General features: G+C 39.1%; 10 protein-coding genes and 1 riboswitch. Of the genes, 7 read left to right on the top strand and 3 right to left on the bottom strand.

Annotated features, from left to right (window positions below; translation table 11 throughout):
• The first annotated feature begins 167 nt into the window (after nucleotides 1-167).
• From IQI_RS12905 to IQI_RS12890, 4 genes are all read left to right on the top strand, one after another.
• Nucleotides 168-1,463: an O-acetylhomoserine aminocarboxypropyltransferase/cysteine synthase family protein gene (locus IQI_RS12905; protein ID WP_064093054.1), complete on the top strand. Its 1,296-nt coding sequence runs from the start codon at nucleotides 168-170 to the stop codon at nucleotides 1,461-1,463.
• Nucleotides 1,464-1,687: 224 nt separating this feature from the next.
• Complete coding sequence (gene metX, locus IQI_RS12900; RefSeq protein ID WP_064093053.1) at nucleotides 1,688-2,716, top strand: homoserine O-acetyltransferase MetX; 1,029 nt, start codon at nucleotides 1,688-1,690, stop codon at nucleotides 2,714-2,716.
• A gap of 124 nt (nucleotides 2,717-2,840) precedes the next feature.
• A complete protein-coding gene (locus IQI_RS12895) occupies nucleotides 2,841-4,295 on the top strand; it encodes a S41 family peptidase (RefSeq protein ID WP_064093052.1) in 1,455 nt (484 codons plus the stop codon).
• 222 nt (nucleotides 4,296-4,517) lie between these two features.
• Complete coding sequence (locus IQI_RS12890) at nucleotides 4,518-5,714, top strand: PDZ domain-containing protein (protein WP_064093051.1); 1,197 nt, start codon at nucleotides 4,518-4,520, stop codon at nucleotides 5,712-5,714.
• A 60-nt stretch (nucleotides 5,715-5,774) separates the two neighbouring features.
• On the opposite strand, the gene IQI_RS12885 is transcribed toward IQI_RS12890, so the two are convergent.
• Entirely contained in the window at nucleotides 5,775-6,662 is an 888-nt protein-coding gene (locus IQI_RS12885; protein ID WP_064093050.1) for a PIG-L deacetylase family protein, read from the bottom strand.
• 442 nt (nucleotides 6,663-7,104) lie between these two features.
• Here IQI_RS12885 and IQI_RS12880 point away from each other — a divergent pair, with 442 nt between their 5' ends.
• Nucleotides 7,105-7,803, top strand: a complete 699-nt coding sequence (locus IQI_RS12880; RefSeq protein WP_064093049.1) for a type 1 glutamine amidotransferase — start codon at nucleotides 7,105-7,107, stop codon at nucleotides 7,801-7,803.
• A gap of 48 nt (nucleotides 7,804-7,851) precedes the next feature.
• Here the strand turns inward: IQI_RS12880 and IQI_RS12875 are convergent, their stop codons facing one another.
• Complete coding sequence (locus IQI_RS12875; RefSeq protein WP_064093048.1) at nucleotides 7,852-9,075, bottom strand: dicarboxylate/amino acid:cation symporter; 1,224 nt, start codon at nucleotides 9,073-9,075, stop codon at nucleotides 7,852-7,854.
• 237 nt (nucleotides 9,076-9,312) lie between these two features.
• The gene (locus IQI_RS12870; protein WP_082892698.1) at nucleotides 9,313-10,173 is read right to left on the bottom strand and encodes a DUF1206 domain-containing protein; all 861 of its coding nucleotides are present in this window, start codon (nucleotides 10,171-10,173) and stop codon (nucleotides 9,313-9,315) included.
• 191 nt (nucleotides 10,174-10,364) lie between these two features.
• Nucleotides 10,365-10,499: riboswitch (cyclic di-AMP (ydaO/yuaA leader) on the top strand.
• Nucleotides 10,500-10,652: 153 nt separating this feature from the next.
• Here IQI_RS12870 and IQI_RS12865 point away from each other — a divergent pair.
• Complete coding sequence (locus IQI_RS12865) at nucleotides 10,653-11,309, top strand: potassium channel family protein (protein ID WP_064093047.1); 657 nt, start codon at nucleotides 10,653-10,655, stop codon at nucleotides 11,307-11,309.
• Between the two features lie 2 nt (nucleotides 11,310-11,311).
• Nucleotides 11,312-12,634 carry a TrkH family potassium uptake protein gene (locus IQI_RS12860; protein ID WP_064093046.1) on the top strand — a complete coding sequence of 441 codons (1,323 nt, stop codon included), beginning with the start codon at nucleotides 11,312-11,314 and terminating at the stop codon, nucleotides 12,632-12,634.
• Nucleotides 12,635-13,128 lie beyond the last annotated feature (494 nt).

Raw genomic sequence — 13,128 nt, 5'->3', positions numbered from 1 at the left:
ATAGACCCTCTTCTTAGGAAGAGGGTTTTTTATTTTTCCCTCTTCTATCTTCAAAAAAATCTTCCCAGATGTGAAATGTCAGCTGCAGAAAAACTGAAAATCAGTAGCTGAAACCTTGTCACGAACAGATTTACTCATTCAAAAACAATCTAAAGGAGGAACAAATTATGACAAATTCATTTGAAATCGACACGTTACTTCTTCACGGTGGCCAAGAGCCGGATCCAGCAACAGGTTCTCGAGCAGTCCCGATTTACCAGACGACTTCCTATGTGTTTGATAGCACGGACCATGCGGCCAAACTGTTTGCTCTTGAGGAACCGGGTAACATTTACACCCGTATAATGAATCCAACTGTGGACGTTCTTGAAAAACGCCTTGCACTTTTAGAAGGTGGTATCGGTGCCCTAGGGGTATCTTCTGGAATGGCCGCCATTTCTTTATCAATCTTAAATATTGCGGGAGCAGGAGATGAAATTGTAGCAGCTACCAATTTATATGGAGGCACCTACAATCTTTTTGCAGTGACACTTCCGAAATATGGAATCAAGGTTCATTTTGTTGATCCGAGTGATCCGGAGAACTTCCGGAAAGCCATTACCCCTAAAACGAAAGCGGTATTCGCAGAAACAATCGGGAATCCGAGTCTCCATGTGTTAGATATCGAGGCGGTTGCAAAGGTGGCTCATGACAATCACATTCCACTCATCATCGACAATACTTTTGCCACTCCATACTTATGCAAGCCCATAGAATGGGGAGCTGATATAGTCATTCATTCAGCAACTAAGTGGATTGGTGGTCATGGAACAGCCATCGGAGGAATTGTTGTTGATGGTGGGAAATTTGATTGGAATCATGAAAAATTTCCAGGCTTTACGGAAGAGGATCGTAGCTACAATGGATTGCGGTATGCCATCGATGTAGGGTCTGCTGCTTTTATCACAAAATTGAGAGTGCAGCTGCTGCGAGATCTAGGTGCCTGCTTAAGTCCTCAAAATGCTTTTCTTTTGCTGCAGGGATTAGAAACGTTGCATCTCAGAATCGACCGTCACACTGAGAATGCATTAAAAATCGCCGAGCATTTAGAACAGCACAGCGGGGTAGCTTGGGTCTCCTATCCAGGACTTGACCAGCACCCATCTCATACCCTCACACAAAAATATTTGAAAAAAGGTGCCGGTTCTATCGTGGTCTTCGGAATTAAAGGGGGCAGAGATTCCGGTCGGAAAGTGGTGGACAATATTTCCCTTTGGTCACATGTGGCAAACGTAGGAGATGCTAAATCGCTAATTATTCATCCGGCATCAACCACTCACCAACAATTAAACGAACAGGAATTGAAGGCAACAGGAGTAACGGAGGAATTAGTGAGACTATCCGTTGGATTAGAATCTGCGAAGGACTTAATTCACGATTTAGATCAAGCTATAGAGGCAGCACTGGCAAAATCACCAGTGTAATGTAAGGTACTGTCACGATCTGATTTTGTAAATGAGCGAAATACATGTGAGAATGTGCGAAAAACACATAAGAATGTGCGAAAAACACAATTAATGTGTGAAATCATCGGATGAATGTGCGAAAAACACAATTAATGTGTGAAAAAACCAAACAAATGTGCAATGTCATCTATTTTTACCACAATGGGTAAACGCCGCTAATCTGAAGAGAAGGAGGTAAACCCATGCAAACCGAAATCAACACAATTGCGATCCCTTCCCTATCACTTGAATGTGGAAACACTCTACAAGATGTGGAACTCATCTATGAGCGAACGGGAAACACAAAAGGGCCGGTAATCCTCGTCTGTCATGCCCTTACTGGAAACCATATCGTGAAGGGCACAGATGAAGAAAAGGGATGGTGGTCTGAACTCATCGGACCGAATGATTCCATTGATACGAATCACTTCAACGTCATTTCTTTTAATGTGTTAGGAGGATGTGATGGTAGTACGGGGCCAACGTCTATTAACCCGAAGACAGGAGTTCCTTACGGAGGAACTTTTCCTGTAATAACCATTCGAGATATGGTAAATGCTCAATATGAGGGATTGAAGGAGCTTTCTATTCACCATCTTCATGCAGTTATTGGAGGTTCTTTAGGAGGAATGCAGGCATTAGAATGGGGCACCCTTTACCCAAGATTTGTAGATAAGGTATTTGCCCTGGCAGTAACTCCCGTATTGAGTGATTATGGAATTGCTTTCAATCATATTGGGATTAAAGCGATCGAAGAAAATCACACTAATAAAGAGAAAGGATTAGAAATTGCTAGAATGATTGGAATGGTGACTTATCGAACACCCGAGCTTTTTGATCATCGTTTCAAGCGGGAGCAGGTAAATACCACCTTCAATGTGGAAAGCTACCTGGAATATCAAGGAGAAAAGCTTGCTCAACGGTTTGATCCGAATAGCTATCTTACTCTCTTAAAAGCCATGAATTCTCATGATATTGGTAGAAAACGAGGAGGGATCACGAACGTTGCTAGGGATTATCAATGCGAGCTCATTACGGTTAGCTACGAAGGTGACATCATCTATTCACCAAGTAAGCTGAAGGAGTTCTCCCAGCAAGTATCGAGAAGTCATCATTATTTCGTCTCTACTGCCTTTGGTCATGATGGATTTCTAGTAGAGTTTGAGAAGTGGGGGGGGATCATTTCTACTCATCTAAAACCACAGCTAATTCCGAAACTCATGAATGGATAATCATAACTTGTCCCCCGTAAGCATATAGTTAGATAAGCAAAGACATCGCACCGCCTAAAGCGCGTTTTTGTGTGGTGTCTTTTTTTCGGAAAACAACCAAGACAAGTAAGTTGGAGGGGGATATATGGAGTGGAATGGCAGAAAGCTCATCATAACGGTGATCATAAGTATGCTCATCGGTGCTGGTGGAATGTATGGGGGGCTACAATGGACAGGTTATATTGGAGATTCTTCCACTGAGCTTACTCAATATGAAGGAAAAGGGGAAATAAATGACAAGCTACATAAGGTTGAGGTAGCTTACGATCTCATTAGTGAAAAATTCTTTCAAGATGTTAACAAAGGAGAGCTGGTAGCAGGAGCCATCCAAGGAATGCTGAAAACTTTAGATGATCCATATTCTGTGTATATGGATGCAGAAACAGCTTCTCAATTTAATGACGCTCTTGATTCGTCATTTGAAGGAATAGGAGCTGAAGTAACTGTGATGGAAGGGAAGCTCATCATTGTGGCCCCTTTTAAAAATTCTCCTGCAGAAAAGGCGGGGCTGAAGCCGAATGATCGTATTATTAAAGTGGATGGAAATAGTGTTGAAGGGTTGGACCTCTATGAAGCTACTTTAAAAATTAGAGGGAAAAAAGGCACTCAGGTAAAGTTAGAGATTTTAAGAGAAGGTCTTTCAAATCCCATTCAAGTATCGGTTAAACGCGATGAAATTCCTGTTGAAACCATTCACTCAGATGTAAAAGAAGTGAATGGAAAGAAAACAGGGTATATACAGATCACAACGTTCTCGGAAAATACAGCTATAGACTTCAAAAAACAACTCTCAGAATTAGAAAAGAAAAAGATTGAAGGGCTTGTCATCGATGTTAGAGGAAATCCTGGTGGGCTTTTAAAAAGTGTTGATCAGATTCTTCAGGAGTTTGTCACCGAGAAGAAGCCTTACGTTCAAATTCAAGAGCGCAGTGGAGAGGTTCTCAAAACATTTTCAACCAGCAAAGAAAAGAAAGCGTATCCTATCGCCGTGCTCATTGATGAGGGAAGTGCTTCTGCATCAGAAATTCTGGCAGGTGCGTTGAAAGAGGCAGAAGGATATCCATTGGTGGGGACGAAAAGCTTTGGGAAAGGTACAGTGCAACAGGCTGTGCCAATGGGAGATGGCAGCAATATCAAGCTCACCATGTTTAAGTGGTTAACACCGAATGGAAACTGGATACACAAGAAGGGGATCACTCCAGACATTCCAGTACGTCAACCATCGTATTTCTATGCCCATCCTCTTCAAATTGAGAAGCCGCTTAAATACGAGATGAATAATGAACAAGTGAAGAATGCACAGGAAATGCTTCAAGGATTAGGCTTTAAATTGGATCGAGTAGATGGTTATTTTAGTAAGGAAACAGAAAAAGTGGTGAAGAAATTCCAAATGAAGTACAACGTTCCAGTCAACGGAATCATCGATGTTACGACTGCTGAAAGGTTACAACAGGAAATTACCGAATCCATTAAAGATGAGAGTAATGATTTACAGCTTCAAGCAGCATTGGAATATATGGAACGTGTGATTAAAAAATAAACGATAAAGTGGATGAATGTGATTGTCACATCCATCCACCTTTTTTTGTTCTGCGACATTTCCTGATTTTCTACGACATCATTTCCCGGGAAAAAATGATGATTACTGTCGAGCATGAAATCAATCCGTAAAACAATCGAAAAAAAATGCAATAGGTTTTGCTAGAGTAATTTGCTAAAATAGAAGGTAATAGAAAATTTCTACAAGAGGGTGGTGACATGATTGATCGAGCTTTGGTTATTAGAAGCATTGAAAGGGTTAGGAAAGCTATTTTTACATCCTGTTTTGTACATGTCTGTACTGTTTGCTATTTTAACAGGATATTATCGTGTGAAGCGAGAAAGACGAGATTTCAATACTAGGTTACTAGATGGATATCATGATTTGAGAGTGATGTTCTCAAAAGGACTATGGCTTGGACTGATCTTTTCCTTTGTAATGATAGGGGCAGGAGTCGTAATTCCGATGGCTGCCGTCTTAATGATTGGAATCATGACTATTTTATTTGGGTTAACAGGCCGCTTTCAACTGTTGTCAGCTGCCATGAGTATCGGATTTTCGTACTTCATTTTAGTAACCATCCACTATTTCAATTGGAACATTCCTTATGTAAATACATACTTAGAAGAATTGAATTTGGGATTATTAAGTTCTGTGGTAGTTTTACTAGGATTGCTGATGATCGTAGAAGGACTCTTAATTCGAATGAATGGATGGAAAAACACATCTCCACGTTTAATTAACAGTACAAGAGGATTAAAAGTAGGTGCCCACCTCAGTAAAAAACTGTGGCTCGTACCAATGTTTGTCCTTCTCCCGACGGGACCTTTAGCGCTACCGTTTGAATGGTGGCCGGTTTTTACATTAGGAACACAAAGCTACACATTACTTTGTATCCCCTTCTTACTCGGGTTTCAGCAACTTGTAAGAAGTTCCCTTCCACATGCAGTCATCACAAAAGCGGGAGCACAGATTTTTTGGCTGGGAGCATTTGTATTAACTCTTGCTGTCACTGGTTTTTGGGCACCAATGTTTTCTGTGTTTGCCGGTGCCATCGCTATTTTTGGTCGCGCATGGATAGGTTATCGTCATCGTACACAGGATGATTCAAAGCCGTATTTTTATTCAAGGCAAGAGAAGGGTATGATGATTCTCGGTATTCTTCCTGACTCTCCAGCTGAAAAATTATCTCTTAAAGTCGGAGAGGTCATTTTAAAGGCAAATGGAGTAGAAGTAAATAACGAAAGAAGCTTCTATGAAGCACTGCAAAAAAACGGTGCCTACTGTAAGTTGGAGGTAAAGGGGACCAATCATGAAAATCGCTTCACTCAAGGAGCTTTGTATGAGGGAGATCATCATGAATTGGGGATTATCTTTGCCGACGATGAAACACGAATGGGAAGACATAAAGTGTCTTGAATTTCATAATGACAAACGCCTGGAAAACCTATGTACATAGGTTTTCCAGGCGTTTCTTATTCATGGAGTTGAATTGAGTTCAACCTTAGTAAAATATTCCCTGTCAAAAATACGATAATATAACCAATAAGGAATTTTGTCATGCAGGGGCTGTACATCACCTGTTACTTGCCACTGTGTTTTATGAGCCTCAACAACTGCCTTCTTTTCTTTTGCTTCACTAGCCATTTTTATGGCTACAGTCGGTTTTGGTAACCCATCTTCAGGGTTTTTCGGATATCGTTCTTTGAATGTCGTTGAGATTTTTAGAGCCGTATCAATCATCGGTTGAGGTAAGGTCATTTGATAAAGGTGCCTAACTGTATAAGCATCATCTACCAATACTTCTTTTACGTATTTCCCTGTAAGAAGATGGTCTGAATGTCCATAAAGCCCAAGTTTATCGTCAAATGTAATAATGATAGAAGGCTTACTTTTTTGGATAGCTTTCGTAATCGTCTTCTTTATAACGGCAGGGTCTTCATTCTGTAAACCACCATCGGGGTAATCAAATATCTGAAGCTGGTTAATTTCTAATATTTTAGCAACTTCCTTCATTTCTTTGGTACGTTCTGCACCTAACTTTTCTTGAGGAACAAGATTACCAGTTGGACCTGCTTCCCCTCGTGTTAAGTATAATGAAGTAATGTCGACTCCATCTTCTGCTAACTTATGTAGTGTCCCTGCAACCATAATCTCATCATCGGGATGTGCGAAAATGGCTAGAAGTTTTTGAGGGTCTCCTTTTGAAATAAGCGTTTCTTCTACCGTGATGGACTTGTCATTAATATATCCATTTAATAAAGCAATACCAATAACCATTAAGATTAGAAAGAAGAAAATGATACCTAAACTTATTTTTAGTAACATTGGTTTCTTTGTTGATTTATTTAAGATGGTTTGTCCCACTTCCATTTCCCCTTTTTATTGATCAATTTTCGGTTCTTCAATACCTTTTCTTTACACTTATTCCATTCGTTTTTAAAAAAACCTTCTTATTGCACACGAATCGTCGATAATAGTAGTGTGTAATTTCAAAACAAAACCGACGATTAGCAGCAATGAGAAGCAAGAAAACGTTTTTTGACAGTACTAATGACTATGTTTATACTATTTTCAATTATTCATCCTTTTTAGGTGTTCCAGGATTCTTCAATAAACTTGAACCATAAGAAAATGCACAGAAAGACTGTGTACACAGAGAGAAAAAAGCCCAGGAATATATCTGTTTCCGGACTTTCTTATTTACCTAATGCTTTTTGTTAATTTCCGCTTCAATCCCATTTCTTATCAAAGCTTTGCTTTCACAAAACCTAATTAAAAACAACCCTACACAATGGAGGAAAGAAACATGAGAATTCATTATTTGCAGCATGTACCCTTTGAGAATTTAGGCTTTATTAACGACTGGGCTGATGAAAACGAATGCACAACGACAAAAACAGCTGTCTTTAATGGAGAAGCATTTCCTACTTTAGATCATATTGACGTTTTAATCGTGTTAGGAGGACCAATGAGTGTATGTAATGAAACCGATTTTCCTTGGATGAAAGAAGAAAAAGAATTTATTCATTCTGCCATAAAAGCTAATATAAAAGTAATTGGTATTTGTATGGGCGCTCAGCTAATTGCCTCCTTATTAGGAGCCCGGGTATATAAAAGTCCTTCTGAGGAAATTGGATGGCATACTATTAAATTGAAAAAAGAGCACTGGCCTTTTTTGACTGGCTCAAAAGAATTCCTGGCTATGCAATGGCACTCAGATACATTTGACCTTCCACAAGGCACCTTGCTACTGGCAGAAAGTGAAGCATGCCCACATCAAGCATTTCTGTATCAAAAACATGTACTTTGCTTACAATTTCACCTTGAGTTTACGAGGGATATAGTCCGAATGGTAGCAGAGAATGAGGGAGAACTTTCTAGCGGACCGTATATACAAGATCCGGCATTTATTCTTTCTCAAGATCAATATTTTGAAGAATCCAAGAAAGTTTTAAGTGGACTGCTAAATAGATTCTTATTAGTAAATTCTAGACCTTTTAGTTAAAATGAAATCCCCAGAGAAGCATTTCTTCTCTGGGGATTTTTTTAATGATTAAAGAGAGGGGGTTTCCTTCTCCGTTTTTTGAATAACCGACGTACCAACTAAGTCACCAGTTACGTTCAGAGCTGTACAGCCCATTCCAACCAATGCATCAATAGCGGTGAGAAGAGCAACGGCTTCCATAGGCAGACCAAGCTGGGCAAAAACGGTGGCAATCATAATAATGCCTGCACCAGGCACTCCCGCCGTTCCGATAGAGGCAAGTGTCCCAATTAATACGACGACCAGCATATCTGATAAGCTTAATGGATCGCCTATAACATTTGCAGCAAACACAGCAGAAACGGCAATTCGAATAGCGGCTCCATCCATGTTGATGGTAGCCCCTAATGGTAAGCTGAACCCGTATAAACTTTTTGAAAGTCCCAGGTTTTTCGCTGCATTTAGGGTAAGGGGCAAGGTCCCTGAACTGCTTTGAGTAACGAATGCTGTAATCATTGGTGTCCGGGCTTCTTTGAAAAATTTTCTTGGACTAATCTTAAAGACAATCAAGAAACCAATATAGATCGCAATTTGAACAAACAATGCAATATACAAGACGCCGATCATATTACCAAGTGATAATAAAGTGTCAACTCCTTGACTGCCCACTGTATTGGCGATAATCGCAAAGATTCCAATCGGTACATATTGTAAAACCACCTTCATGATGGCTAATGTTGCCTCATTCAATCCATTGATGAATGTGTAAACATTCTCTCCCAGATCATGATATTCCTTCGAAGACCGCAAGTATGAAATCGCAATTCCAAAAACGATGGCTGTAAAAATAATTCCAAGTAAGTTGAATTCCGTGAATGCCAGTAGAATGTTATCTGGGACAATGTTTAGTAAAACATTTGTCAGACCAGGGTTTTCTGGTACCTTAAAACTTTCTGTCGTATCCAGTGTCATCCCCTTACCGGGGTTAAAAATACTTGCTACGGTTATTCCCACCATAATCGCTAAAGCAGATGTGAGTAGATAGTATAAAAACGTTTTTCCTCCCATTCGACCTAAGCGATTGACATTGGTTTGATTTACTCCAACAATCAACGTGAAAAAGATAAGGGGAAGAATAAGAAACTTAAGAAGTCGGATAAGCAAATCTCCTAGAGGCTTCAAGGTCGATGCCCCGTCACCAAATAGCAAGCCGACAAGTATTCCTAAAATAAGTGCAATTGTAATTTTAATAATTAATGATGTATCTAAGTAGCCTCTCCAAAGAGTCTTCATATGATAACCTCCCTTTTTAATAGTAGAATTCCCCAAAAAAATGAAATGATAATAATTATAATTCTTATAAGTTTAGTAGGGATTACATTTTAATAAAATACAACACTTATCATATTCTGTCAAAGAGAGGGCTCCTATTTTTTTAAAAAAAACAACAATACAAATACAAAAAAACGGAGCAGCTAAGCCACTCCGCAGGTTTTTTCTGTTAATGTTTTGTTTATTGTTGATGTTATCTTAATAAATATTCATATGACGATTCTTACCCTTAAGAATCTGGAAAACACCATATAGGAATAATCCAACTGCCACAACGCCCAGAATCCATTGTCCAAATGGCTGTTGTGCAATTTCCGATAGAGCCCCGTCCAGTCCTTTTGTTTTTTCGGGATCTGCCGTAATGGCCGTTTGGATAAAGAAATAACCGATAATTAAAAAGACGATGCCACGAGCATAGAAACCAAGTTTTCCGGACTTCCGACCTAATTCCCACTCTTTCTCTGACATTTCATGTCGTTTAAACTTATCTGTATATTTTTCTGTGTATGCTTTATAAATTTCATGTAATGCAAATCCAATAATAATGAGTCCGATGATACCTACAATCCATTGTCCAAATGGTTGTGCTAATAATTTCGCAGATAACGTTTGTTTTGAGCCTGATCCTGAGCTGCTTCCAGCGTGCATAGCGATGGAAAATGCCTTGTAAGTTAAAATTCCATAAGCAATACCGCTAATGAGGCTTGTGAGTCTTCTGAACATGGACTTTCCACCGTTTTTAACATGTTCAGGATCCATTATGACTTGAATCACTCTCCACATAACGATACCAATTAATCCGACTCCTAATATCCACAGGAGTACCTCGCCAAAGGGTTTGCTTGCAACGGCTGAGAATGCACCGCTTGAATCGGATGTGCTTCCACCTATACCTAAAGCAGCCATCACGGATAAAGCCCCAATGAGCATATAAACAAGTCCTCTTGAAACATACCCCACACGAGCAAAGCCTTTTATCCAGGGTTTTATATCAGATGATGAATCACTTTTGGTTGGACTCAATTTATTAGATGATGTCATGGACGGAAAATCTGCCATAAGATTCTTCTCTCCTTCTAGTACTAAATTCGTAATACTTATGTATGCTATTCCCTGTATTTACGAAAAGAAAACCTATTTTACATGGAGTAAATAATGGATGAAATCCCAACCCTGTTAATAGGAAATTTTACAAAAAGGCTATTTACAATGAATTAGGAGAGGAGTATTATATCTATCATCAAACGAATAGATTAGATACGCTTAATTCATGTTTGAATCGGGGGACCCAATTGTTTCATTGGGGTGAATCCTTTCATTAGGTAGGGCTACTTCCATAGCCCGAATCCGTCAGCTAACCTCGAAAGCGTCTTGGGAGTGGATGATACTTGTGATCGAATGTTTTGACCACAGGGCTTAGTTCCTGGTGGTTTTTTTGTGGTTTCATTTTTGAGGGAAGTGGAAAAGAAGAACTACTTATTAATAATGAACCAGTATAAGATGGTTAAGCTATAAAAAAGGTTTTGGAGGAAAGCAACATGAAAAAGCAATTTGCAGTGATTGGATTAGGAAGATTTGGAGGAAATCTAGTGCAGGAATTATCAGCATTAGATGTTGAAGTGTTAGCCATAGATATTCATCATGATGTCGTTCAGAAATTTATTGATATTGCGACTCATGCTGTACAAGCCAATGCAATGGATGAATCTGTATTGAAATCACTGGGGTTACGAAACTTTGATCATGTGATTGTTTCTTTCGGTGAAAATATCGAAGCCAGTATTTTGACAACCCTCCTGCTTAAGGAATTAGGGGTGAAGGAGGTATGGGTGAAGGCATCGAATGCCTATCACCAAAAAGTGCTTGATCGTATAGGAGCCGATAAAGTGATTCATCCTGAACGTGATATGGCAAGAAGAATTGCACATCATATAACCTCGGAAAAAATTATCGATTATATTGAGCTTTCAAAGGAACACAGTATCGTAGAGGTGTACGCTTCTAAAAAGGTAGCAAATAAAACATTGAATGATTTAGATGTACGGGCAAAATTCGGCTGTAATATTATCGCCATTCACCGTGGTGAAGAAGTCATCGTTTCTCCTTCAGCAGAAGAAATCATTAACATCGATGATCTGTTAATTGTGATTGGCCATAACCGTGATATCAATCGATTTGAAAAAGAAGGTGTATAAAAATGAATGATAAAGTGATTCGTTTAAGTCCACCTCAACTGTTGGTGGTGACGTTTCTCTTTTTTATCATCGTTGGGATGCTGCTGCTTAAGCTTCCTTTTGCTACAACCGAATCGATTTCTTGGTTAGATGCTTTATTTACGACTACCTCAGCTATGACCGTAACAGGATTAGTTGTAGTCGATACTGGAAGCGTATTTACCCTCTTTGGTGAAACGGTCGTCATGCTTTTAATTCAAATTGGTGGACTAGGTATTATGTCCTTTGCTGTCTTAATCTTTATGATGATTGGTAAGAAAATTGGATTTAAAGAGCGATTGCTTCTTCAACAGGCTTTAAATCAGACGTCTGTCGGTGGAGTCATCAAACTTGTACAATATTTATTTGTTTTTTCGTTTATTGTAGAAGCCTTCGCTGTCATTCTGTTATCCTTCGAATGGGTTCCTGAATTTGGCTGGAAAAGAGGATTATACGTGAGCTTATTTCACTCTATTTCCGCTTTTAATAATGCGGGATTTTCCATTTGGTCAGATAGTTTAATGGGGTATATGGGAAGTCCGATTGTAAATCTCACCATTTCTATCTTATTTATAATAGGAGGAATAGGGTTTACTGTCCTGGTTGATTTATGGAAGTCAACTAGTATTCGAAAGCTTTCCCTACACACGAAAATTATGATTGTCGGTACATTGATTATTAACTTTTTTGCCATGATGATGTTTTTTTTACTAGAGTTCAATAATCCTCATACATTAGGAGATTTATCTTTATTTGATAAACTCTTAGGGTCATATTTTCAAGGCGTAACGCCACGAACAGCAGGATTTAACACGTTAGATTATGGAAATATGGAAAGCTCGACCCTGCTTCTGACCATATTACTTATGTTTATTGGAGCAGGAAGTGCTTCAACGGGTGGCGGAATCAAATTAACTACCTTCTTCGTCATTGTGCTAAGCTCATTGGCTTTTCTAAGGGAGAAAAAAGAGATTCGTATTTTCCGACGTACCATTGACCAAAATTATATCTTTAAAGCATTAGCCGTGTGTATGATTTCTGTACTGTTAGTGTTTGGTGCACTGTTCGTATTAAATATTACAGAAAAGGAAGCGTCTTTCCTATCCATCCTTTTTGAAGTCGTTTCAGCCTTTGGAACAGTTGGATTATCCATGGGTCTCACAGCGTCACTCACAGCAATTGGAAAATGGGTGATCATAATTGTGATGTTCTCAGGGAAACTTGGACCCCTAACACTCGCTTTCTCATTATCCAGACCAGACAAAGAAAAAATTCGGTATCCAAAAGAAGATATTCTCACTGGTTAAATATCCGTAAAAGCCTAGTCCTTGCTATGTTTGGGGCTAGTTTTTTTTATTTATTTAAAGGCTCTTTTCGTAAAGTTTATGGCTATTTTTAAAAAAGAAATAATAGTTGATTTCCGCTGCAGGGCTCGCTTTCCACGACAAGACTGGTATCTCACCTGTCCAGCTATTCGTAGGAGTCGAACACTTTTTGCTCCAATCAACTTTTTCAGCGTGTTTTGAAAAGTTACAAAAAATCTTTAGTAAAACACCTTTTTTAAGTTGATTTCCTTTGAAGGAGGAAGAATTCTGTTTTTTAGGAAACTATCTTTTCGAGGTCTGCTAATAGCTCTGTCCACCAGTATGTGCCAGATGGTTAGAGGAACCGCTCCACTTTCAGCAATCGTTCGAGAGAGCCTGCGAATTACGAATCCCCCTTTTATTAAAACAACAAAAAATCCTCCATACGTATGCATTTGTTTAAAAAAACTATAGGTAAACGTTTTCTTGTAAGGTAG

Source organism: Rossellomorea aquimaris TF-12 (assembly GCF_001648555.1).
GTDB classification, from domain to species: domain Bacteria; phylum Bacillota; class Bacilli; order Bacillales; family Bacillaceae_B; genus Rossellomorea; species Rossellomorea aquimaris.
Note: the sequence above shows the minus strand (reverse complement) of the source record. Positions and strands in the feature narration are given on the sequence as shown.

Coding starts and splice junctions, on each gene's coding strand:
- IQI_RS12905 (WP_064093054.1), top strand. CDS start 168: ATGACAAATTCATTTGAAATCGACACGTTACTTCTTCACGGTGGCCAA.
- metX (WP_064093053.1), top strand. CDS start 1,688: ATGCAAACCGAAATCAACACAATTGCGATCCCTTCCCTATCACTTGAA.
- IQI_RS12895 (WP_064093052.1), top strand. CDS start 2,841: ATGGAGTGGAATGGCAGAAAGCTCATCATAACGGTGATCATAAGTATG.
- IQI_RS12880 (WP_064093049.1), top strand. CDS start 7,105: ATGAGAATTCATTATTTGCAGCATGTACCCTTTGAGAATTTAGGCTTT.
- IQI_RS12875 (WP_064093048.1), bottom strand. CDS start 9,075: ATGAAGACTCTTTGGAGAGGCTACTTAGATACATCATTAATTATTAAA.
- IQI_RS12870 (WP_082892698.1), bottom strand. CDS start 10,173: ATGGCAGATTTTCCGTCCATGACATCATCTAATAAATTGAGTCCAACC.
- IQI_RS12865 (WP_064093047.1), top strand. CDS start 10,653: ATGAAAAAGCAATTTGCAGTGATTGGATTAGGAAGATTTGGAGGAAAT.
- IQI_RS12860 (WP_064093046.1), top strand. CDS start 11,312: ATGAATGATAAAGTGATTCGTTTAAGTCCACCTCAACTGTTGGTGGTG.